This is a genomic window from Nonomuraea terrae, assembly GCF_044465245.1.
Classification (GTDB): domain Bacteria; phylum Actinomycetota; class Actinomycetes; order Streptosporangiales; family Streptosporangiaceae; genus Nonomuraea; species Nonomuraea terrae.
The window spans coordinates 293732-314250 of record NZ_JBITLL010000004.1 but is presented as its reverse complement, the minus strand read 5'-3'; the positions used below and the strand labels follow the sequence as shown (position 1 = coordinate 314250).

Genomic DNA, 20519 nt, shown 5'->3' with positions numbered 1-20519 from the left:
CGGCGGATTGCCCATACGCTCCGGCGAGCTTTCCGGTAGAGGCCGTCCTGCTGGAAAGGTGGCTCGTTCCTGAGACCAGAGGTGACGATCTGCTCCGGTCGGGGCGGCGCAGGCCACGGCCGGCGTGTCGGTGGCCGGGTCCCGGGTGTCACGCAGGCCGTCATCGAGGTTCCCGCCGGTGGTCTCCGGTGGCGAAAAGCGGACCGGCCCGGCGATGTGGTGATCGCCGGGCCGGTCGCCGTGTTCTCTGCTCATGCCGCGTCGGCGACGGGTGGTCTAGTGCCGGTCGCGGTGGTCGTCACGGTCGTAGTGGCGGTCGCGGTCGTTGTGGTCGCGGCGGTCGCGGTCGTGGCGGTTGTGGTCGCGCCGGTCGTAGTGGTGGTCGTGGTCGTGGCGGTTGTGGTCGAAGCCGTGGCGGCGGGCGTAGTCGAAGGAGACGATCCTCCAACGGCTGCCGTCCCAGCGGTAGTAGCGGTGTCCGTCGAAGCGGAAGCGCTCGCCGTACTGGGCGACGGTGACGGTGGCGGTCGTGGCGGCCGCCACGGTGGTGGTCGTGGTGGCGGCCGATGCGGCGCCTCCGGTGGCGGCGAGGATGCCGCCCGCGACGGCGATGGTGGCGGCTGCGGTGGCGAGCCCTCGCATGATCTTGTGCATGTCATTTCCCCCTGTGGTGTGTGCGCCATGTCCTTGGCGCACTTTCAACCTAGATGGGCGAAATGTCCCTTTCTGTGTAGAAAGGCGCACTGGGGGCGAATGCGTACTACTACCCACAAATGCTTCGACTGACGGAAACAGGGAACGGTCGCGCCCTCCAGGTGAGCGCCAGCGTGGTCCCCGGCCACTGTCCCCCGGACGGTCGCCGCATGTGGGCCTCGGCGCGGGACTGACGGCTCCCGTTGCCGTAGCGGCCCCGCGTCCTCGACCGGCCGACCAGCTCACTGCTTCCCCGCCGAGGCGACCGGGGCCTCCCGGCCGCAGGTACTGGCGGTGTCAGCCGGGCGTGATGCCGTAGTGGCCGCGCACCTCGCCGACATTCGGCACGCCGTTGATCCCGGGTCGTTCGCCCCGATGATGATCGGCTCGTCCTGGGTCGCGTACTCCTGCGGGGTCGACCGACCGTCCTCGATGTCGGGCGAGGCGGCGAAGGCCCGTAGGGCCGCGTCCATCACCGCGATGGCCTCGTCCTCGGTGGTCGCCTCGACCACCACGTCATCACGCGGCCAGCAGCTGCCGAAGCTCTCGCTGCAGTCCCACTTCCGGGAGGTCACGCCGGTGACCGACATCGCCGCCGCTCAGGTCCGCCAGGAACCCGAGGTCGCGGAGTGGCGACGAGCTGGCCGGTCACTGCTGGTGAGGTTGCGGTTGGCCAGGATCGAGATGACGAAGTACAGCGCCGCGACCACCGTGCCTACGGTGAGCATCTCGCTCATGGCGCCCAGGTGCACGACGACGTCCGGGGCGAGGCGCGTGCTCTGCCCGCCGAACATCGCTACCGCGCGGATTCGCGCGTTGCCCGGCCAGTGCAGGTAGCGCTGGACGCGCAAGTGGCAACGGCAGAGGACAGGCCGCCAGGGGGCAGAACCGAGTGCGGGAGTTGTGCAGGGAGGGACCGGACGACCATTGACCCGATCCGGGCGCGATGCGGCTTCCAGGCTTGTTCCGAGCCTGGCCGCCCTGCAGGCTGAGAAGGATGCTCTCACGGAGATGCTTGCCAGCTGCTGACATGCGAAGGAGACCCTCGAAGGGTTCGTTCTGTGCGCCAAGTCATGGCCTGTTGGCAGTAAGGCGGCGTCAATACCGTCATCTCAACATTCAAGAGGAGCGTGACATGCCGAAATGGGTATCACGAGCAGCTGTCTCAGCGTTTGTCATGGTCTTCGCTGTTGCTGCCGGGAGCGCCCTCCTTCTGTCTCCGATCGCCTTGAGCAGCGTTGCCGAACTCGCTCCTGCCCAGCGGTGGACGCTGTTAAGCGAGGTTGGACAGGCTTACGGGCCGGTCGCTGCTCTGATCAGCGCAGCAGCCCTCGCCGGAGTCGTCGTCTCCGTCGCCATGCAAGCGAGAGCCACTCGTATCGCGGGCCTTCAGGCCCTACGAACCCGGCACTTCGAAATCGCTCGTCTCTCTATCGAGAATCCACCTTTCACACAAGCGTCGGGAGGGCTGTGGCGAGGGCCTGATGATGATTTCGACGTGCAACTGAGGTTCCTTACCAACCAGTGGATATCTCACTGGGGGACGATGTACGACCTTCGGCAGCTTAACGAAGTCGACGTGAGACGAGTTGCCCGTGGGCTCTTCCGAGGCGAAGCAGGAAGAGAATACTGGCGGAAGATTGGAATCGGCCACCGAGACACTGCGACTCGACGTCAGCGAAAGTTCGTTCGCATGTTTGACGAAGAGCTGAGAAAAGCAGAAGCCGTCGCCCCCCGTCCTGTCGTCAGGCCGACCGGACAGGCCAAGTCCGCGTCGATCAGCACCACAGTGCTGGGCGTAGTTGCCGTCATCGAACTCGCCATACTGATCTGGCAGCGCAAGCGACGATGAACCCGCATGGGGCCGGCCGATCGCTCGGCGTTCAGTCAATGGTGTCCGTGGGGGCGAACCGCCTCGTGATCGCCGGCCGAACGCAGTATCCCGTTCACCCCAAGCTCGCGAGCTCTCTCTCGAAGCGCTTGCGCAGGGCGTCCTTCTCGGGCTCCGGCAGCCAGCACGCCTCCACCCCGGCCAGCGCCATCGCACGCAGCCGCTCATCCGGCACGTCGAGCTCGTCGGAGAGGATCCGATACTCGTTCGCCAACGACGTCGGGAACATCCCAGGGTCGTCGGAAGCGGGAATGACGTTGAGCCCGGCGTCGAGCATCGCCGCGATCGACGCCCGCCGCCACGGCCGCCACGAGCGCCGCGAGGTGGTCGAGATGACGGTGAACGGGATCTGCTCATCCCTGACCCTGGCGACGACCTCGTCGTCCTCGAGGACGAAGTAGCCGTGGTCGATCCGGTCGCACCCGAGCACGTCGAGGCACGTGAGAGTGTTGGCGGCGACAGGCGCGTGCTCGGAGGAGTGAGCGGTACGGCGGAGCCCGGCCTCACCAGCCAGCCGGAAGGCGGCCTCGAACCGCTCGGGCGGGCCGGCGGTCTCCAGGTTGTCCAGCCCGATCCCGGCCACGTAGTCGTGCGGGTTGTCCACCACCGTACGGATCCAGGAGAGCGCCTCCTCGCCCGACTTGCTCCGGTCGACGGCCGCGATGAGCCTGCCCGACATGCCGAAGTCGCGTTCGGCCATCCTGATGCCCTCGGCGTACGCCTCGATCACCGTGGCGTAGCCGAGCTTCTCCTGATGTTCGGTCAGCGCGTCGAAGGAGAGCTCGAGATGCCTGGTCGCGCTGGTCCGGTGGGCGGCCTCGAACGCCTCATAGGTGATCCTGGTGAGATCGTCAGCGTCGCGCAGGACCTGGAGAACCCACGAGGACACCTGGAACAGCGAGTAGGAGACCTCGGGCTCGTCCGCGCTCCTGCCCTGGGGAACCGGGATCCGGGTGTTCAGGTAGAGCGCCGGGTCCGGCGGAAGCGAGTTCACGTCCGCGTAGATTCGCTCGGGCGTGTCGGGCAGGTCGAGCCCCTCACGCCTGGCCAGCTCGGCGAAGGTCGAGGCGCGCACGGTGCCGATGAGATGGCAGTGCAGATCGACCTTGGGCATCAGGGCGAGGTTCACTTGCCGGCCACCTCGCGGGTGAAGCGTTCGACCCAGGTGGTGCGGGTGTCGACGAGCTGGGCGGGGTCGAGGGTCTTGAACCCGGCGGCCACGGGGTCCTTCGCCGCCTCGCCCGTCACCTCGGCGATGTCGGCCGGGATCTCGGCCTTCGGGTTCGTGGGAAGGTCACCGACGACCTTCGCCGTGGCGCTCTGCGCCTCGGCCGACAGCATGTAGTCGATGAACGTCGCCGCTCCCTGCTGGTTGCGCGCGCCCTTGGGGATCATCGCCCGGTTGGTGGCCATGTAGCGGCCCTTGGCGGGAGCCGTCCAGGCGATCGGCTCGCCCGAGGTGACGAGCTTGGTGGCGAAGCCGCTCAGCGCGTCGGCGGCGACGATCTCGCCCTGGGCCAGCAGGTTCGTGACCTCGGTCGTGGAGGTGTAGAACTGCAGGACGTTCGGCGCCCAGCCGGCCAGGGTCGTCAGCGAGGTGTCGATGTCGTAGGGGCCCTTGCCGTACGTCTCACCCACCCCGGAGATCATGAGTTGTCCGGCGGTCACCGAAATATCGGGCAGCGCGACCTTTCCCTTGTTCGCCGCGTCGGCGAACAGCCCCCAGTCGGCGGCCTGCTCCTGGCTGAGCTTGGTGGTGTTGTAGATGATCCCGTTCAGCTGGTGCGTGTAGGCCGGCCCGTCGTAGGCGCCCTCGGTCGCGAACGGCGCGAGCTCCTTCATGTTGGGCACGTCGACCTTCTGGAAGAGGCCGTCCTTCTGACCGAGCGCGGCGAAGTAGTCGGAGATCAGCACCACGTCCGCCTCCGGCTCACCCTTGGCGAGCTTCAGCTTCGACAGCCGGTCGGCGTTGGACCCGGTGTCCAGCTCGACCTTGATCCCCGTCTTCTCGGTGAACGGAGTGACGACCGCCTGCTCGAACTCCTTCACCCCGAAGGGAAAAGTGCTGACGACGATGGTCTGCTGATCGGCCTGGTTCTCACCGGAGCCCGTGCCGGAACATCCGGCTGCGGCGAGAACGGTCAGAGCAGCGGCCAGTACGGCACGGCGCGTGGGCATGGGGTTCCTTCTTTCAGCGGGGGAGAGAGACCAGATGGTCGTCCGGCGCGATCACCGTGACGCTCGATCCGGGTGCCGGCGTGGCGTCGCCGCGTACGTCGGCCAGCAGCCTGACGGTCGCGCCGGACGGGTCCACCACGTCGAGCGAGACCAGCAGGTCGACGCCGCGAAAGGCCACGTCGACCACCGTCGCGTCAAGGCCGTGACCTTTGTCGGCGATGCGCAGATGCTCGGGCCGGATGGTCAGCGGGGTGCCGTCGGCCGCGGTGAGGAAGTTCTCGTAGCCGAGGAACTCGGCGACGAAGCGGTCAGCCGGGCGAGGGAAGACCTGCTGAGGAGAGCCCTGCTGCACGATCCTGCCCTCGTTCATGATGACCATCTCGTCGGACATCTCCAGGGCCTCGTCCTGGTCATGGGTGACGAGGATGACGGTCAGCTTGGTCTCGGCCTGGATGCGCCTGATCTCGGCCCGCATCTGGATGCGCAGGCGGGCGTCGAGGTTGGACAGCGGCTCGTCGAGCAGCAGGAGCTTGGGTCTGATCGCGATCGCCCTGGCCAGTGCCACCCGCTGCTGCTGCCCGCCGGAGAGCTTTTTCGGCTTGCGGTCGGCCAGGTGCGCGAGCCCGACGAGCTCGAGCGTCTCCATGACTCTTGACCGCCGTTCCGCAGCCGGCACCTTGCGCAGCTTGAGCCCGTAACCGACGTTGTCCGCCACGGTCATGTGGGGGAACAGCGCGTACGACTGGAAGACCATCCCCAGATTCCGCTTCTCCGGGGGCGTGCGCGTACTGTCGACGCCGTCGATGCGGATCGTCCCCGACGTCGGTGCCGAATAGCCGGCGATCATCCTGAGCGTGGTGGTCTTGCCGCAGCCGCTCGGGCCCAGCAGCGTCGTCAGTTTCCCCGACGGCACGGCGAGGTCGATCTCGTCGACGGCGGTGAAGGCGCCGAACCTCTGGGTGACTCCGATCAACTCGGCGGCGGCGGTCATTGGTTGATCCCTCCGAAGATCTTGGCGAATCCGACCGTGCGCTCGGCGACCACCGCGATGACCACGGTGGCGGCCAGGATGAGGGTGGAAGCGGCGGCGACCATCGGGTCATAGGACTGCTGCACGTAGTCGAGCATCGTCACCGGCAGCGTCCGGAAGTCGCGCCCCTGCAGCAGGAGCGACAGCGGCACGTTGTTGAAGGACGTGACCACGCTGAGCAACGCGGCGGAGAAGATCCCCGGACGCAGGACGGGCAACGTCACGTTGAAGAACGCGCGCACCGGCGAGGCGCCGAGACCCCGGGCGGCCTCCTCCAGCGCGGGATCGGCCAGCGCCAGCGAGGCGCCGGTCACGCGTACCGCGTAAGGCAGCATCAGCGCCGTGTGCCCGACCAGCAGGGTGCTGAAGTTGTCGAGGTCCATGCCGATCATCAGCTGCTGGAACAGCGCGAGGCCGACGACCAGCTCAGGGACGATGAGCGGTGACAGGAACAGCCCCTCCACCAGGCCCTTGCCGGGGAGCTTGCCACGGTGGATGGCGAGCGTGACAGGCACGCCGATCAGCAGCGCGAGCGCGGTGGCGAGCACGGCGAGCTCCAGGCTGGAGATCGTGGCCTCGACGAACGGCTCGTAGCCGAGCGCCTCGTCGAACCAGCGCAGCGAGATCCCGTCGGGCGGAAACCTCAGGACGTTTCCCGCCGTGAAGGCGGTGGCGACCACGAAGATGATCGGCACGATCATGATGACGTAGCCGATGACCGCGAGCGCCGCTGTGATGGGCCGCTTCATGAGGTGGCCCCCTTCCGCCCGATCAGCGAGGACAGCCCGGAGATCAGGAAGACCAGGACCGTCATGATGAGCGCCGTCGCCGAGGCGGAGGCCCAGTCGAGCGTGGTGCTCGCGTAATTGAAGAGCTGCGTGGACAGCATCCGCTGGCTGGATCCGCCGAGCAGGTAGGGCGTGGTGTAGGCGGTGACGGACCCCGCGAAGACCAGGGTGGCGGCCACCACGATGCCCGGCATGGTCAGGGGGATGACGACGTTCCACATCGTGCGGATCCTGCTCGCGCCGAGCCCGCGCGAGGCGTCGTCCAGGCCGGGATCGACCTGGGCGACGGCCGAGTAGCAGGAGATGATCGCCAGCGGCAGGAACAACTGGGTGAGGCCGAGGACGATCGCGAGCTTGGTGTAGAGCAACTGCGGCGCCACGTCGACGATGCCGAGCTGGACGAGCAGCTGGCCGAGCGCCCCCTTGGAGCCGAGGATCACCAGCCAGCCGAACGTCCGCACCACGTTGCTCAGCATCAAGGGGAAGATCGCCACCGCCAGGAAGACCCCGCTCCAGCGCGACGGCGAGCGGGCCAGCCAGTAGGCGATGGGAAAACCGAGGACGACGCAGATGATCGTGACAGCCAGGGCCAGCCCGACCGTGCGCCCGATCACCTCCAGGTCATAGGGATCCTTGAGCATCTCGCCCAGGCGCGCGAAGATCTCGGTGGTCGGCACGTCCGGCGGCGCGAAGAGCATCGCGGCGGAGGGGATGAGGAAACCTGCCAGGAGAAGGACGAGACCAGGCACCAGCAGAAGGGCCGATTTGCGGGAGATGTCGGCGTCCTTTCTCAGTGGCGTACGCTTGGCTGGAACCGGTTGTGGAACCGGTTCCGAGAGCCTGACCATAGATTATGAGCGGCCTGGCGCACAAACGCCCGTGTGAATTCCGTGTAACGACTGAAGGAGGATCGGTGCCGACACTCGCGGACGTCGCCGCGCTGGCCGGGGTTTCCAAGGCGACGGCCTCCCGCGCCCTGGGCCGGCCCGACCTGGCCGCGCCGGAAACGGTGGCCCGCGTCCGCGCAGCCGCTGAGCGGCTCGGATTCGTCCCCAACCGGGCGGCCACCCAGCTGGCCGGCGGGCGGACCGGAGTGGTCGCTGTCGTGGTGCCCACGCTCGACAACACCTTCTTCACCCCGATCATCGGCGGTGCCCAGGCGCGCGCGGCCGACTCGGGCATGCAGCTGACCATCGCGGTGCACTCTCTGGAGCACGCGGCCCAACTGGCCGCGGTCGAGCAACTCGCGCACCAGGTCGACGGCTTCCTGCTGGCCGCGCCCCGAGGCTCGGACGAGATCGTCCGCTCGGCCGCGTCGTTCAAGCCCACCGTGCTCATCGACCGCGAGATCGAGGGCATGACCTCGGCGGTCGCCGACACGGCCACCGCCTTCGGCGCGCTGGTCGGCTGGTTCGTCGAGAAGGGCCACGAGCGCATCGTCTACATCGGCGGCCCGGAGGGGTCCTGGCAGGACCGCCAGCGCCAGGCGGCCATCCGCGCCGCGGCCGAGTCGAGCGGCGCGACGCTGACCATGCTCGGCCCCTACCCCTCGACGTTCGCCGCCGGCGTGGAGCGGGCGGACGCCGTGGTGGCCGCCCGCGCCACAGCCGTGGTCCCCTACGCGACCTCGATCGGCCTCGGCCTCATGTTCGCCCTGCTCAGCCGCGGCATCCGCGATGTCGTGGTCAGTTCGGAACGGATGGTCGTCGAGAGCCTCGCCCTGGGCGACGTGCCCTCGATCGACGTGGACGGCGAGAAGCTCGGCGAGGTGGCCATGGACCAGCTCATGACCCTCCTCGGAGAGCGCAGGGAGCTCCCACCGCCTACCAGGCGCCGGCTCGCTGTCCCGATCAGCTAGGCGCTCCGCGCGCGGGGCGACCACCGGACGGAATCAGCCCACGGCCGGCGGCCGACGAAGTGTCGCGGGCTCGCGGTCAGCCCGCGGCGGAGTCGCGGGTGCGGCCGTGGGCGTCGTGCGGGAGGTCGGCGTAGTGCCATTGGTGGTCGCGGGCATGCCGGCACGCGACCTCCAGGTCGCCGTCCTCGATCGCCGCCAGCAGTTCGGCGTGGTCCTGGACGACGTCGTGCAGGTCGACCTCGGTGGCGACCATCGTGACCGCCGTCCGCGCCTCGATCTGCAGGCTCTCCCAGGTGAGCTTGAGCAGCTCGTTGTGCGCGGCCTCGACGATGCGCCGATGGAAGGACACGCTGGCGCGCGCCGACGCCTCTCCGTCGCCGCTTTCTGCGGCGGCCCGCATCGCCGCCACGTCCGCCCGCATGGCCTCCACCGGTACGGTCCCGGCCAGCAGGGCGAGCCGGGTGGCGGTCTCCTCCAGCGCCGCCCGTACGACGTAGCTCTCGCGCAGGGTCTCCTGGACGAACGGCCGCACGAACGTGCCGCGGCGCGGCTGGGTCTCCACCAGGCGCATGGCCTCCAGCTCGCGTAGCGCCTCGCGTACGGGTGCCTGGCTGGTGCCGTAGGTCGCCGCGAGCCGCGTCTCCACCAGCCGCTCGCCGGGGCCGAAGTGGCCGGACACGATGCTGGCGACCAGCGAGTCGCGGATCTGCCGCGCCAGCGTGAGACGTGGCAACTTGGCGGGCTCTTCGGTCATGAGGTGATCCTAGCGATTATCGATTGTCCTATCAGATCGCTTGACGCTCTTCGGTCGATAATCAATTATCGATAATACGCCTCACCGAGGAGGATCGCACATGGTGATCTGCGCGGTGCACGTTCCGGAATCAGCCGATGCCGCGGTCGACTGCTTGGCGGGGGGCGGCTGGGTCATGGGGGGCGGCACCGTCGTGATGCCGCTGGTGAACAGCGGGGCCGCGCCCGTGACGGAGCTGGTCAGCCTGCGCCGGGCGGGGCTGGACGGCGTGCAGGTGCGCGACGGGGTGGCCACGATCGGGGCGGCGGCCACGTTCACCGCCGTCGGCGAGCAGCCGGAGCTCGCGTTCCTGCGCCCGGCGCTGCGGACGATCGCCTCTCCGACCCTCCGTAACCAGGCCACCGTGGGCGGCAATCTGTTCGTCGCCCAGCCGTACGGCGACCTGGCCGTCTGCCTGCTCGCCCTCGACGCGACGTGCGAGATCGCCGGGCCGGCCGGCCGGCGCGCCGCACCGGTGGCCGACGTGCTGGCATCCGGGGTCGCCGCGGGCGAGGTCGTGGTGGCGGTGCGGGTCGTGCTGCCCCAGCCGGGCACCTGGTACTACCACAAGGCCATGCGCCGTCGCCTGAACTCGGCGGCGATCGTGACCGTCGCCTCCGTCACCAGCGCCGACGGCGGCATGGTCGCCTCCACCAGGATCGCGCTGGGCGGCGTCGCGTCACGCCCGGTGCGCGCGGTGTCGGCGGAGCGCCTGCTGCGCGGCCGGCCCTTGACCCACGAGGTCCTCACCGAGGCGGGCGAAGCGGCCCGCGGCGACATCGACCCCTTCGACGACGCCTACGCCAGCGCGTGGTACCGGGCGCGGGTCCTGCCCGTGCATCTGCGCCGAGCCTTCCTCTCCTAGCAGCAGTCACCAGCATCAGTAAGAGGTGGACCGTGCCGTCACAGATCGTCTCGCTCGTCGTCAACGGCGAGCAACGGGAGTTCATCGCCGCGCCGGGCGCCACGCTGCTCGCGAGCCTGCGCGAGTCGCTCGGACTCACCGCGGCCAAGCGGGGCTGCGCGCAGGGCGCCTGCGGCACCTGCACCGTCCTGGTCGACGGGCGGCCCGAGGCCTCCTGCCTGGTCGCGGTGGAGACCGTCGCGGGCCGTTCGATCCGCACACTGGAGGGGGTCGCCGCCGGCGGTGAGCTGGACGAGGTGCAGAGCGCCTTCGTCGACTGCTTCGCCACCCAGTGCGGCTTCTGCACCGCCGGCATGATCATGGTCGCCGAGGCGCTGCTCGACGCGAACCCCGAGCCGAGCGAGGAGGACGTCATCGAGGCGATCTCGGGCAACGTCTGCCGGTGCACCGGCTACCGCCCCATCGTGATCGCCATCCTCGAGGCTGCCAGGCGCCGCCGCGAGCAGGTGGTGTCGCGATGACGTACCGGCTCGCCCCGATCGACACGAGCACCTTCACCGCCGAACGGGCCGCCTCGGGTACGGACGCCGGTGACCTCACCGTCATCGGCTCGGTGGTCCAGCGTTCCGACGCGCGCGGGCACGTCACGGGGCGTACCGAGTTCTTCGAGGACGTGGCCCCGCCACGGCTCGCCCACCTGAAGATGCACCGCTCGGCCCGGCACCACGCCAGGATCCTGGACGTGGACCTGACCGAGGCCGTGGCCGTGCCCGGCGTCCTGCGGATCCTCACCCACGCCGACATCCCCAACAACCTCTACACCCCGCTCAAGCTGATCGGCGTCGAGCCGGACGACGAGCCCGTCCTGGCCGTGGACAAGGTGCGCTACCTCGGCGAGCCGATCTGCGCCGTGGTCGCCGAGACGGAGGCGGCCGCGCTGGAGGGAGCGGCCCGGATCAAGGTCACGTACGAGGACCTGCCGCCGGTCTTCGACGTCGAGGAGGCCCTGAAGGAGGGCGCGCCGCTGGTCAACGAGTACCACGGGCAGAACCACTTCAGCTACGAGGGCCACCACTGCCGGCGGATCCGGTTCGGCGACGTGGCGGAGGCGTTCGCGCGGGCCGACCACGTCTTCGAGTGGCGCTACCAGTCCGCGCCGATCGAGCAGGCTCCCGTCGAGACCACCGGCTGCGTCGTCGTCCCGCAGGCCGACGGGCGGCTGCGCATCCACTCCAACACCCAGGCGTGCTTCTTCACCCTGGACAACACCGCCCTGATCCTGCAGACGCCGTTCAACACGTTACGCATCGTCGGCGGGACGGTCGGCGGCGGCTTCGGCGGCAAGGTGGACGTGGTGGTCGAGCCGGTCGCGTGCGTGGCCGCGACGCTGGCCGACCGCCCGGTCAAGTTCGTCTACGACCGGGCCGAGGAGATGCAGGTCTCCTCGCCGCGCGCCGCTGAGCGCATCATCATCAAGGACGCGGTCATGAACGACGGCCGGATCATCGGCCGCAAGGTCACGCTGTACGTCGACGCCGGCGCGTACTCCCGTCACAGCCCGTACGGGACCACGAAGGCCGCCGCGCACCTGCCCGGCCCCTACTCGATCCCGAACGTGTGGGCCGACTGCCACTGCGTGTTCACCAACCGCACGCCGTCCAGCGCCATGCGGGGCTTCGGTGTGACCATCGCCGACTTCGCGCTGGAGTCGCAGATGGACCGGATCGCCCGCGCGCTGGACCTGGACCCGCTGCGGCTGCGGCTGCTCAACGCCTACCGCGACGGGGACCTCAAGGCCCACCGCAAGGTCGCCGAGGGCACGGCCCTGGTCGAAGTGATCCAGAAGGCGGCGGAGCTGGCCGGGCACGAGCTGCCCGAGGCGTACCGCCGCATGTCCTCCACGACCCGGGAAGGGCTGTAGCGATGGCGAAGCTCCGCGGGCGCGGGTACGCCTCGGTGAACTACCCGACCGGCATGAACCTGGGCGGCGACCCCTCGCAGGCGCTGATCCACGCCACGACCACGGGCACGTTCGTGATCTCGCTGTCCTCGGTGGACCTGGGCCAGGGCATCAAGACGATCGCCGCCCAGTGCGCCGCGGAGACGCTCGGCCTGCCGATCGAGAACGTGCTCGTCGACACCGCCGACACCGACACCGGCCCGCACTGCATGGGCACCTTCGCCAGCCGCGGCACCCACCGCGTCGGCAACGCCGTCATCATGGCCGCGGCCGAGGCGCGCGCCGTGATGCTGGAGGTCGCCGCCGAGGAACTGGAGGTCGACGCCGCGGACCTGGAGACCGACGGCACCGGCTTCATCAGGCTCAAGGGCGCCGAGGAGAAGGGCATCCACATCACCGACCTGGCGCTGGCCGCGCACTTCAAGCACGGTCGGACGATCTCCGGCCGCGGCATCTACCTCAAGGAGCCGAGCGCGCCGGTGCCCGAGACGGGGGAGATGGACCCCGACTCCTGCCAGGCGCACGCGTGCACGGCCGCCGTCGTCGAGGTGGACGACGAGACCGGCGTGGTCGAGGTGCTGGAGCTGTACAACGCCTACGAGGTCGGCCGGGCGCTCAACCCCGCCATGGCGACGCAGCAGGTGGAGGGCGGGGCCTGGATGGGCGTGTCGCACGCCCTGTTCGAGACCACCGAGCCCTACTACCCGTCGCGCGACCACGGGCCGCGCGACTTCGCCGAATACCTGATGCCCGGGCCCGCCGACATCCCGGTCCAGCACAGCCTGTTCCTGGAGCGCCCGGCCGCGAACGGGCCGTACGGCGCGAAGGGGATCGGCGAGATGACGGCGAACGCCCCGATCCCGGCCATCGCCAACGCGATCTTCGACGCGTGCGGCGTACGCCTGGACTCGATGCCGTTCACCCCCGAGCGTGTCCTGCGCGGGCTGGACGCCCTGCGCCGGAAATCTGAGGAGGAACCATGCTGAAAGTCATCTCGCTGCTCAAGCGGGCCGAGGGCCTGTCCCACGAGGAGTTCGCGAAGTGGGTGCTGGAGGACCACGTCGAGTTCGCCCAGAAGTTGCCCGGCCTGCGGAAGTACACGGTGAGCGTGACCAATGGCGACGGCGGCGCGTACGACTCGGTGAACGAGCTGTACTTCGACGACGAGGACGCCCGGGCGGCCGCGTTCGGCTCCGAGCACGGCAAGGCCGCGGCGGCCGACGCGGCCGCGCACACCTCCCAGCGCGTCCACCTGCTGACCACCGAACACGAACAGTTGTGACCACCGCGCCCGGCCTCCTGCGCGAGCGTGAGCTGGCCACCGCGCTGGAGGCACAGGGCTACTTCGCCGACGAGGGGTTGTGCACCGCCATCCACCTGGCGCTGCGGCTGGGCCGGCCACTGCTGCTGGAGGGCGAGCCGGGCGTCGGCAAGACCGAGGTCGCCTCGGTGCTCTCGCGCGTCACCGGCCTGGACCTGATCCGCCTGCAGTGCTTCGAGGGGCTGGACTCCGGCCAGGCCCTGTACGAGTGGGACTACCCCAAGCAGCTCCTCCAGGTCAGGGTGGCGGAGAGCCGCGGCCAGGACGTCGGCGACCTGTACCGCGAGGAGTTCCTGCTGCGCCGGCCCCTGCTGCGCGCCGTGCAGGCCGAGCGCGGCGCGGTGCTGCTGATCGACGAGATCGACCGGGCCGACAGCGAGTTCGAGGCGTTCCTGCTGGAGTTCCTGGGCGACTTCCAGATCACGATCCCGGAACTGGGCACCGTACGGGCGCGCACGCCGCCGATCGTGGTGCTGACCTCCAACCGCACTCGCGAACTGCACGACGCGCTCAAGCGGCGCTGCCTCTACCACTGGATCTCCTTCCCCGAGCCGGACCGCGAGCGGGCGATCCTGCGCACGGCGGTTCCCGGGCTGGCGGAACAGGCGGCGGAGGGGCTGGTGGCGGCGGTGGAGCGGGTACGCCGGCTCCCGCTGCTCAAGCGGCCCGGCATCGCCGAGTCGGTGGAATGGGGCCGCGGTGCGATGGCGCTCGCCGAGGGCGGCAGCCCGTGGCCCGTGGCACTGCGCCGGGCGCTCGGCCTGCTGATCAAGGACGAGGAGGACACCAGGCTGCTCCTCGCACACGCTGAGGAGGTGTTCGGCGATGCCTGACCCGGTCGTGCTCGCCGCGGACCACCTGTGGGGGTTCCTGACCGCGCTGCGCGGCGCGGGCGTGCCCGCCGCGCCGACCAAGCGGGCGGACCTGCTACGGACGATCGCCGAGACCCCGCCGCGCGACCTGTCCACGCTGTACTGGTACGCCCGGATCACCCTGCTCCAGGACGTGGACGACCTGCCCGCCTTCGACCGCGTTTTCGACGTCTGGTTCCGGCAGGGCGGCCCCGGGCCCGCCGACCCGCCGCTCGAAGCGGACGACGGCGGCGTGCCGTCCCCCGGCGGACCCGGCGAGGACGACCCGCCGCCCCGCGAGGCCCGGCCGGGCCACGGTGCCGAGGCCAGCGCTCTGAGCACCTACGGCACGCGCGACTTCGGCCGGACCGGCGAGGCCGCGTTCATGCGCGCGCTCGAAGCCGCCTGGCCCGCCGTGCTGCCCGCCGTACCGTCACGGCGGCGCCGCCCGGCCCGGTCGGGTGACCGGCTGGACGTCCGGCACGCGTGGCGTCGAGCCCTCCGCCACGACGGAGAGATCATCCAGCTGCGCCGCCTCGCCCGCCCACCGCGTCCGCGCCGGCTGCTGATCCTCATCGACGTCTCCCGCTCGCTGCGGCAGCACACCCCGGACCTGCTCCGCGCCGCGCACACCGCGCTGCGCGCGGCGCCGGCCCGTACCGAGGTGTTCACCTTCGGCACCCGGCTCACCCGGATCACCGCCGCGCTCGCGCACCCGCACGCCGGCCAGGCGCTGAAAGCCGTGTCGAGGCTCGTCACGGACGCCGACGGCGGTACGGCGATCGGCGCGGCACTGGAACGCTTCCTGGGCAACCCGCGTTTCGTGGCGCTCGCCCGCGGAGCGCTCGTGATCGTGCTGTCCGACGGGCTCGAACGCGGCGACCACGCCCCCATGGTGCGCGCCACGGCCCGCCTGTCGCGGCTCGGCCACCGGCTCGTCTGGTGGTCCCCGCTGGCCTGTTCGCCGACCTACCGCCCCGTCACCCGCGCCATGGCCGCCCAGCTCCCGAGCCTGGACCACCTCGGCGGCGTCCGGGATCTGCGCACCGCGCTGGAGGAGGTCCGCCGCCTCCCCGCCGTCCTGTCCGGCCCCCGCCACCTCACGGCGAGGCGCCGGTCCGACCCACGACCCAGGGGAACAACCCGATGACCTCCTCCTTCTCCCACGGGATCGTCGACTCCCACCACCACATCTGGCGCGCCGCCGACCTTCCCTGGCTGCAGGGGGAGATGGTGCCGCGCATCTTCGGCCCGTACGAGCCGATCCGCCGTGACTATCTCGCGCCCGAGTACGCCGCGGAGGCCACCGCCTGCGGCATCACCTCGGCGGTCTACGTCCAGGCCAACTGGCCGCTCGACCGCTGCGTGGACGAGGTGCGGTGGCTCCGCGACGTACACGCCGAGACCGGCTGGCCCACCGCCGTGGTGGGCTCCGCCGACCTGTTCGACGAGGATGCGGTCGAGGTCATGCGCCAGCAGGCCGCCATCACCCCGCTCGTCCGCGGCACCCGCCTGCAACTGCACTGGCACGACCGGCCGGAGTTCCGCTTCGCCTCCGCCCCCGACCGGATGAAGGACCCCGTCTTCCGGCGTAACATCGCCGCGCTCGCCGACCTCGGCTGGCTGTTCGAGCTCCAGGTGTTCCCCGCGCAGATGGCCGACGCCGCCGTCCTCGTGGAGGACTTCCCCGGCGTGACCTTCGTGCTCGTCCACGCCGGGATGCCGGTGGGCTCAGGGCCGGCGGCCCTCGCCGAGTGGACCCGCGGCATGAGGCTCCTGGCCGAGCGGCCCAACGTCGTGGTGAAACTCACCGGTCAGGGGACCTTCGTGCGTCGCGTGGACCGGCCGCTGATCGAGAAGGTGACGGCCACCTGCCTGGACCTGTTCGGCTCCCGCCGCTGCATGTGGGGCAGCAACTTCCCGATCGAGAAACTCTGGACCGACCTGCCCACCCTCGTCTCCACGTGGCAGGACGTGCTCTCCAGCCGATCCGCGGAGGAGATCCGGGACGTCTTCACCACAACGGCCACCCGGACCTACCGCCTGTGAATCGACTGCGCCGCACCGCTGGTGACGCCTCACATTCCGCGACAGGGAACCTCCATCCCGCCGAGATGCCAGCCGGGTGCCTGCGATCCGCAGGGCCGGCGGTAGATACTCGCGCAACCGGGCCACCGGTGCTGTCTCCGATGGCCTCTCGCGCGATCGCACGCAGACGCGGCCAGGTAGATCAGCCGCTCGACGTTGCGCGCGCCGGTGGCGGCCCCGGTCATCGGGATGCCCCCGTCGGAGTGGCCGAGCAGCACGATCGGCCCTTCGGTCGCGGCCAGTTCCCCGGCCGGCAGGGCGGCGTCGTCGTGCATGCCCGCAGTGGGATGTTCGCCGGCGCGGTGGTCATGGGCGGTACTCCTAAGGTCTCATGCGATCGCCCGCTCGACGCCACGGCTTCCTGGTGCAGGCAGGCACCGCCCTGGCCCTCACGGTGTGGCGGGGCAAGCACCAGGAGGTCGAACCGCTCGCCGACGCCGTGCTGGCCGAGGCGTCATCGCGCGGCGAGGCGGGCCAGCTCGCGCTCGCCCAGTGGCTCCTGGCCGTGCACTTCAACGGCCTCGGCCGGTACGCCGAAGCCCTGGACGCCGCCCAGCGCGCGTGCGCCTACCAGCCCCTGCCCGGCGTTCTGGGACCGTGGGGCCCGGCCGAGCTGGTCGAGCTGGCCACCCGCTGCGGCGATCGCGAACTCGCCGCGCAGGCGCTAGGCCGGCTCGTCGAGACCACGCAGGCCGGCGGCACCGACTGGGCCCTGGGGATCGAGGCCCGCTCGCGGGCCCTGCTGGCCCAGGACAAAGAGGCCGACCGCCGCTACCGGGAGGCGATCGAGCGACTCTCCCGTACCCGCATGCGCGCCGACCTCGCCCGCACCCACCTCCTGTACGGCGAATGGCTACGCCGCGAACGGCGCCGCATCGAGGCGCGCGAGCACCTGCGCACCGCGTTCGAGCTGTTCACCGCGGCAGGCATGGAAGGCTTCGCCGACCGGGCGGAGCGCGAGCTGCTGGCCACCGGTGCGACCGCCCGCAAGCGCAACGTCGAGACCAGCGAAGAGCTCACGCCGCAGGAGACGCAGATCGCGATGCTGGCCCGTGAGGGCCTGACGAACCGGGAGATCGCCGCACGCCTGTTTCTCAGCCCGCGCACCGTCGAATATCACCTGCGCAAGATCTTCGCCAAGAAGGGCATCACTTCGCGTAACGACCTGTGGCGTCTTTCCTGACAGACGATCGTCCGGGCGCCGTCGGGCAGCACGGACCCGACGGCAGGGCTGTGAAGTTCGCAAGCGGCAGCGCCGGCTGCCGCCGACGGCGACGGCCTGGGCGAGCAGGGCGAGGTAGCCGGGCCAGTCGGCGAAGTCTCCTGAACAGAGGGGCACCCGGGGTCAGTTGCCTCTGACACGTGAGGCCCGGGATTTGTCACCGAGGAGCTCGGCCACCCCCGATCAGTGTCCTGATCCGTTGGCGAGCCGTGGGGTCTGCACAGGCTACATCCTAAGACAGAACGTTCGGTATCGTACGTCCCATGGCACTATTTGTGAATAGAACGTTCTGTCTTGACAGGCGGCGATGTTCTTGCCAGGCTGCGGAGCAGAACGTTCAGTCTCGCGCAAGCTTCGAACATCTACTAAAGGATCAAAGTGAGCACCATCGCTGCTCCGTCCGATGCCACCGGGACGGCCTCTAACCTGCGGCGGCTGTACTTCGTCCGGTTCGCGTTCGCCATCGTCTGGGCCCTTGTGATGTTCACCATGGCTTCGAAGCTCGACCGGCTCAGGTCCGTGCAGCCATGACGGAATCTTCTTTGCACAGCACCGTTTACGTCTTCGTACACGGAGCCTGGCACAGCTCAGCGCAGTGGGCGCCGGCACAGCGGGCGATCGCCGAACTGGGTGCGGCCAGCGTGGCTGTAGACCTGCCCGGGCACGGGTTCGACGCGCAACTGCCGTCCGGGTACCTGCTGCCCGGCCAGCCTGGTCTGCTGACCGAGAAGTCACCGATCGCCGGCGTGACGATGGACGCCTGCGCCGACGCGGTCGTGACCATCTTGCGTCAGGTACGCCATTACCACACGGTTGTACTTGTCGCGCACAGCGCCGGCGGCGGCCCCGCCTCCCTGGCCGCGGAGCGAGCGCCCGAACTCGTCGACAGACTCGTCTACCTGTCCGCGTTCGTCCCCGCCGGACGGCCGAGGTTCATCGACTACTTCGGCTCGCCGGAGAACGCCACCGCGTCCGGTCAAGACGCGTACCTCGGTGATCTTGAAGCAATCGGCGCCCTCCGCATCAATCCGCTGTCACCAGACCCCACCTACGTAGAGGGACTGAGGGAAACCTACTACCACGCCACGCCTGCAGACCGCTTCGACCGCTGGCGCTCCGCGCTGAGCCCCGATCTGCCGCTGGCCATCCCCCTGACTCCAATCACCCTGACTGCGCCACGCTGGGGGCGGATACCGCGGACCTTCCTGCGATGCGCGCAGGACCGGGCTCTGACACCGGCGGCGCAGGATCTAATGATCGCGGAAGCCGACAAGTCCTTCCCCGACAACGCGTTCACCGTGCGCACTCTCCCCGGCGACCACAGTCCGTTCGCCTCCCGGCCGCGCGAACTCGCCGCTGCCATCGTCGCGTGAGCGGATGATCCACTCCGTCTATCGGGCCCGGCTCAGCCGCTCGGGCCTGCACACAGAAAAAACCTGATCATGACATAGAAGAGCTGGCTGGAATCCGGGTCGCCATCTCCGACGGCGTCGCCATCGTCACCATCGACAACCCGCCGCTGAACCTGGCAGACGGCACCCTTGTGCCGTCACTGCGTGCCTTTGTCGCCCGGGTGCGCCACGACAACGATGTCCGGGTGATCGTGTTCGACAGCGCAGATCCGGACTTCTTCATCGCGCACGGCGACATGGGGTTCATCACCAACCCGCAAGCGGCCATCGAGGCAGCCAGGCCCGGTCGGGGAGAACGTCGCCGACCGGGTGGTGCAGGGCGGGCTCAGCGTCGCCATCGTCGAGCGCGAACTCGTCGGTGGGGAATGCTCCTACTGGGCCTGCACACCGACCAAGACGTTGCTGCGCAGCGCGGCAGCCTTGCGGGCGGCGCGTCAGGTGCCGGGAGCGCGCGAGGCGGTGACCGGTGGTCTCGACATGGCCGCGGTGCTGGGCCGCCGGGATTCCTTCGCCTCGCATGGGAAGGATGACGGTCAGGTCGGCTGGCTCGATTCGGCCGGGATCGCTCTGCCCCGTGGTCAGGGCCGGATCGTATCCGCGGGCGTGGTCGAGGTGACCGGCGACGACGGCGTCCCCGTCACGTTAAAGGCCCGGTATGCGGTGGTCATCGCGACCGGAAGCGGCGCGCTGCTGCCGGAGGTTCCCGGTTTGCGCGAGGCCGCGCCGTGGACCAGCCGGGAGGCGGCTGCCGCGAACGCGGTCCCCGACCGGCTCGCGATCACCGGTGGTGGCGTGGTGGCGCCGGAGATGGCCACCGCCTTCGCCGCCCTGGGGGCCTCGGTGACGATGCTGGCCCGTGACGGGGTGCTGCCGTCCGCCGAGCCGTTCGTCGGCGAGCGAGTCACCGAGTCGTTGCGAGAGGCCGGTGTGTCGGTACGCCTCGATGCGGAGGCCGCATCGGTATACCGCGACGAGGCCGGAACGGTGCACGTCACGATGACCGACGGCGAGCAGGTCGAGGCCGACGAGGTTCTGGTGGCGATCGGCCGGATACCGAACACCCAGGACATCGGTCTCGGCGCCGTCGGTCTGACGCTGGGTGCCTGGCTCACGGTGGACGACACGCTGCGAGTGGTCGGGGAGGACGGCGCGCCGATCGGTGACGGGTGGCTGTACGCCGTGGGCGACGTCAACCGGCGCGTTCTGCTGACCCACCAGGGCAAATACCAGGCCCGCGCGGTCGGCGACGTCATCGTGGCGCGGGCGAAGGGTAAAGTACTCGTCCAACGAGCGATCGATCGCCGGAATGAGCCCTGCGGACATCGGCCTGGCGGAACGGGCGGGACCGTTGACCCGGGACCGCTTCCGTCCAGGGCGGTGCGTAGTGCGGCGACATTGCGCCTGCCGATAATTCCATGCATGCAGGTCAAGCGGCATGTGCGCATACGTGGAGGACGCCGCCGGCCCGGTCTCGTCGGCGCTCGGTCGAAGAAGCCCAGCTCAAGCCACGCGCGCGAATATTTACACCATGCAGGGCATGATCGGTGTCCATGACACGACTCACATCTG

Annotated in this window: 24 protein-coding genes; 14 read left to right on the top strand and 10 right to left on the bottom strand. The window is 69.8% G+C overall.

Annotated elements, in window-relative coordinates; translation table 11 throughout:
* Positions 1–276: 276 nt before the first annotated feature.
* The 3 genes from ACIBP6_RS19755 to ACIBP6_RS19745 form a co-directional block, all read right to left on the bottom strand.
* Positions 277–654, bottom strand: coding sequence for a hypothetical protein (locus ACIBP6_RS19755; RefSeq protein ID WP_397053996.1), 378 nt, complete (start codon positions 652–654; stop codon positions 277–279).
* A 281-nt stretch (positions 655–935) separates the two neighbouring features.
* The gene (locus ACIBP6_RS19750; protein WP_397053994.1) at positions 936–1268 is read right to left on the bottom strand and encodes a hypothetical protein; all 333 of its coding nucleotides are present in this window, start codon (positions 1266–1268) and stop codon (positions 936–938) included.
* A gap of 24 nt (positions 1269–1292) precedes the next feature.
* On the bottom strand, positions 1293–1544 hold the full coding sequence (locus ACIBP6_RS19745; RefSeq protein WP_397053992.1) for a hypothetical protein: 252 nt from the start codon (positions 1542–1544) through the stop codon (positions 1293–1295).
* A 284-nt stretch (positions 1545–1828) separates the two neighbouring features.
* Between ACIBP6_RS19745 and ACIBP6_RS19740 the strand changes: the two genes are divergently transcribed.
* Entirely contained in the window at positions 1829–2545 is a 717-nt protein-coding gene (locus ACIBP6_RS19740) for a DUF6082 family protein (protein ID WP_397053990.1), read from the top strand.
* Positions 2546–2639: 94 nt separating this feature from the next.
* On the opposite strand, the gene ACIBP6_RS19735 is transcribed toward ACIBP6_RS19740, so the two are convergent.
* Genes ACIBP6_RS19735 through ACIBP6_RS19715 form a run of 5 tightly spaced genes read right to left on the bottom strand, consistent with a single transcriptional unit; the run spans position 2640 to position 7329 of the window.
* Positions 2640–3713 (bottom strand): adenosine deaminase, encoded by a 1074-nt coding sequence (locus tag ACIBP6_RS19735; protein ID WP_397053989.1) that lies wholly within the window; start codon positions 3711–3713, stop codon positions 2640–2642.
* Positions 3710–4762, bottom strand: coding sequence for a PotD/PotF family extracellular solute-binding protein (locus ACIBP6_RS19730; protein ID WP_397053987.1), 1053 nt, complete (start codon positions 4760–4762; stop codon positions 3710–3712). Before ACIBP6_RS19730 ends, ACIBP6_RS19735 begins: the two co-directional genes overlap by 4 nt.
* Before the next feature lie 13 nt (positions 4763–4775).
* Positions 4776–5753, bottom strand: coding sequence for an ABC transporter ATP-binding protein (locus ACIBP6_RS19725; RefSeq protein ID WP_397053985.1), 978 nt, complete (start codon positions 5751–5753; stop codon positions 4776–4778).
* Complete coding sequence (locus ACIBP6_RS19720) at positions 5750–6541, bottom strand: ABC transporter permease (RefSeq protein ID WP_397053983.1); 792 nt, start codon at positions 6539–6541, stop codon at positions 5750–5752. The genes ACIBP6_RS19725 and ACIBP6_RS19720 overlap by 4 nt, the downstream gene beginning before the upstream one ends.
* Positions 6538–7329, bottom strand: coding sequence for an ABC transporter permease (locus tag ACIBP6_RS19715; RefSeq protein ID WP_397053981.1), 792 nt, complete (start codon positions 7327–7329; stop codon positions 6538–6540). The genes ACIBP6_RS19720 and ACIBP6_RS19715 overlap by 4 nt, the downstream gene beginning before the upstream one ends.
* 164 nt (positions 7330–7493) lie before the next feature.
* Here ACIBP6_RS19715 and ACIBP6_RS19710 point away from each other — a divergent pair, with 164 nt between their 5' ends.
* Positions 7494–8438, top strand: a complete 945-nt coding sequence (locus tag ACIBP6_RS19710) for a LacI family DNA-binding transcriptional regulator (protein WP_397053979.1) — start codon at positions 7494–7496, stop codon at positions 8436–8438.
* Positions 8439–8514: 76 nt separating this feature from the next.
* Here the strand turns inward: ACIBP6_RS19710 and ACIBP6_RS19705 are convergent, their stop codons facing one another.
* Complete coding sequence (locus ACIBP6_RS19705; RefSeq protein ID WP_397053977.1) at positions 8515–9192, bottom strand: GntR family transcriptional regulator; 678 nt, start codon at positions 9190–9192, stop codon at positions 8515–8517.
* 100 nt (positions 9193–9292) lie between these two features.
* Between ACIBP6_RS19705 and ACIBP6_RS19700 the strand changes: the two genes are divergently transcribed.
* From ACIBP6_RS19700 to ACIBP6_RS19665, 8 genes are read left to right on the top strand one after another with little or no spacing between them, the layout of a single operon-like run.
* A complete protein-coding gene (locus ACIBP6_RS19700) occupies positions 9293–10096 on the top strand; it encodes an FAD binding domain-containing protein (protein ID WP_397053975.1) in 804 nt (267 codons plus the stop codon).
* 32 nt (positions 10097–10128) lie between these two features.
* Positions 10129–10617 (top strand): (2Fe-2S)-binding protein, encoded by a 489-nt coding sequence (locus tag ACIBP6_RS19695; RefSeq protein WP_397053973.1) that lies wholly within the window; start codon positions 10129–10131, stop codon positions 10615–10617.
* Positions 10614–12017 carry a xanthine dehydrogenase family protein molybdopterin-binding subunit gene (locus ACIBP6_RS19690; RefSeq protein ID WP_397053971.1) on the top strand — a complete coding sequence of 468 codons (1404 nt, stop codon included), beginning with the start codon at positions 10614–10616 and terminating at the stop codon, positions 12015–12017. The genes ACIBP6_RS19695 and ACIBP6_RS19690 overlap by 4 nt, the downstream gene beginning before the upstream one ends.
* A 2-nt stretch (positions 12018–12019) precedes the next feature.
* Positions 12020–13042, top strand: a complete 1023-nt coding sequence (locus tag ACIBP6_RS19685; RefSeq protein WP_397053969.1) for a xanthine dehydrogenase family protein molybdopterin-binding subunit — start codon at positions 12020–12022, stop codon at positions 13040–13042.
* The gene (locus ACIBP6_RS19680; RefSeq protein WP_132616938.1) at positions 13036–13338 is read left to right on the top strand and encodes an EthD family reductase; all 303 of its coding nucleotides are present in this window, start codon (positions 13036–13038) and stop codon (positions 13336–13338) included. The genes ACIBP6_RS19685 and ACIBP6_RS19680 overlap by 7 nt, the downstream gene beginning before the upstream one ends.
* The gene (locus ACIBP6_RS19675; protein ID WP_397053967.1) at positions 13335–14210 is read left to right on the top strand and encodes an AAA family ATPase; all 876 of its coding nucleotides are present in this window, start codon (positions 13335–13337) and stop codon (positions 14208–14210) included. The genes ACIBP6_RS19680 and ACIBP6_RS19675 overlap by 4 nt, the downstream gene beginning before the upstream one ends.
* Positions 14203–15378 (top strand): VWA domain-containing protein, encoded by a 1176-nt coding sequence (locus ACIBP6_RS19670; RefSeq protein ID WP_397053965.1) that lies wholly within the window; start codon positions 14203–14205, stop codon positions 15376–15378. The genes ACIBP6_RS19675 and ACIBP6_RS19670 overlap by 8 nt, the downstream gene beginning before the upstream one ends.
* Positions 15375–16277 carry an amidohydrolase family protein gene (locus ACIBP6_RS19665; protein WP_397053963.1) on the top strand — a complete coding sequence of 301 codons (903 nt, stop codon included), beginning with the start codon at positions 15375–15377 and terminating at the stop codon, positions 16275–16277. The genes ACIBP6_RS19670 and ACIBP6_RS19665 overlap by 4 nt, the downstream gene beginning before the upstream one ends.
* A gap of 29 nt (positions 16278–16306) precedes the next feature.
* Here the strand turns inward: ACIBP6_RS19665 and ACIBP6_RS19660 are convergent, their stop codons facing one another.
* Positions 16307–16591 carry a hypothetical protein gene (locus ACIBP6_RS19660; RefSeq protein ID WP_397053961.1) on the bottom strand — a complete coding sequence of 95 codons (285 nt, stop codon included), beginning with the start codon at positions 16589–16591 and terminating at the stop codon, positions 16307–16309.
* A 56-nt stretch (positions 16592–16647) separates the two neighbouring features.
* Here ACIBP6_RS19660 and ACIBP6_RS19655 point away from each other — a divergent pair, with 56 nt between their 5' ends.
* The 4 genes from ACIBP6_RS19655 to ACIBP6_RS19640 all read left to right on the top strand — a co-directional run bounded on the left by ACIBP6_RS19655 (position 16648) and on the right by ACIBP6_RS19640 (position 20504).
* A complete protein-coding gene (locus tag ACIBP6_RS19655; protein WP_397053960.1) occupies positions 16648–17499 on the top strand; it encodes a helix-turn-helix transcriptional regulator in 852 nt (283 codons plus the stop codon).
* Positions 17500–17916: 417 nt separating this feature from the next.
* Positions 17917–18069 carry a hypothetical protein gene (locus ACIBP6_RS19650; RefSeq protein WP_397053958.1) on the top strand — a complete coding sequence of 51 codons (153 nt, stop codon included), beginning with the start codon at positions 17917–17919 and terminating at the stop codon, positions 18067–18069.
* Positions 18066–18911 carry an alpha/beta fold hydrolase gene (locus tag ACIBP6_RS19645; RefSeq protein WP_397053957.1) on the top strand — a complete coding sequence of 282 codons (846 nt, stop codon included), beginning with the start codon at positions 18066–18068 and terminating at the stop codon, positions 18909–18911. The genes ACIBP6_RS19650 and ACIBP6_RS19645 overlap by 4 nt, the downstream gene beginning before the upstream one ends.
* A 348-nt stretch (positions 18912–19259) precedes the next feature.
* On the top strand, positions 19260–20504 hold the full coding sequence (locus ACIBP6_RS19640; protein ID WP_397053956.1) for an FAD-dependent oxidoreductase: 1245 nt from the start codon (positions 19260–19262) through the stop codon (positions 20502–20504).
* Positions 20505–20519 lie beyond the last annotated feature (15 nt).

Coding starts and splice junctions, on each gene's coding strand:
- ACIBP6_RS19680 (WP_132616938.1), top strand. CDS start 13,036: ATGCTGAAAGTCATCTCGCTGCTCAAGCGGGCCGAGGGCCTGTCCCAC.
- ACIBP6_RS19690 (WP_397053971.1), top strand. CDS start 10,614: ATGACGTACCGGCTCGCCCCGATCGACACGAGCACCTTCACCGCCGAA.
- ACIBP6_RS19755 (WP_397053996.1), bottom strand. CDS start 654: ATGCACAAGATCATGCGAGGGCTCGCCACCGCAGCCGCCACCATCGCC.
- ACIBP6_RS19730 (WP_397053987.1), bottom strand. CDS start 4,762: ATGCCCACGCGCCGTGCCGTACTGGCCGCTGCTCTGACCGTTCTCGCC.
- ACIBP6_RS19645 (WP_397053957.1), top strand. CDS start 18,066: ATGACGGAATCTTCTTTGCACAGCACCGTTTACGTCTTCGTACACGGA.
- ACIBP6_RS19670 (WP_397053965.1), top strand. CDS start 14,203: ATGCCTGACCCGGTCGTGCTCGCCGCGGACCACCTGTGGGGGTTCCTG.
- ACIBP6_RS19705 (WP_397053977.1), bottom strand. CDS start 9,192: ATGACCGAAGAGCCCGCCAAGTTGCCACGTCTCACGCTGGCGCGGCAG.
- ACIBP6_RS19720 (WP_397053983.1), bottom strand. CDS start 6,541: ATGAAGCGGCCCATCACAGCGGCGCTCGCGGTCATCGGCTACGTCATC.
- ACIBP6_RS19725 (WP_397053985.1), bottom strand. CDS start 5,753: ATGACCGCCGCCGCCGAGTTGATCGGAGTCACCCAGAGGTTCGGCGCC.
- ACIBP6_RS19740 (WP_397053990.1), top strand. CDS start 1,829: ATGCCGAAATGGGTATCACGAGCAGCTGTCTCAGCGTTTGTCATGGTC.
- ACIBP6_RS19700 (WP_397053975.1), top strand. CDS start 9,293: ATGGTGATCTGCGCGGTGCACGTTCCGGAATCAGCCGATGCCGCGGTC.
- ACIBP6_RS19660 (WP_397053961.1), bottom strand. CDS start 16,591: ATGCACGACGACGCCGCCCTGCCGGCCGGGGAACTGGCCGCGACCGAA.
- ACIBP6_RS19685 (WP_397053969.1), top strand. CDS start 12,020: ATGGCGAAGCTCCGCGGGCGCGGGTACGCCTCGGTGAACTACCCGACC.
- ACIBP6_RS19655 (WP_397053960.1), top strand. CDS start 16,648: ATGCGATCGCCCGCTCGACGCCACGGCTTCCTGGTGCAGGCAGGCACC.
- ACIBP6_RS19665 (WP_397053963.1), top strand. CDS start 15,375: ATGACCTCCTCCTTCTCCCACGGGATCGTCGACTCCCACCACCACATC.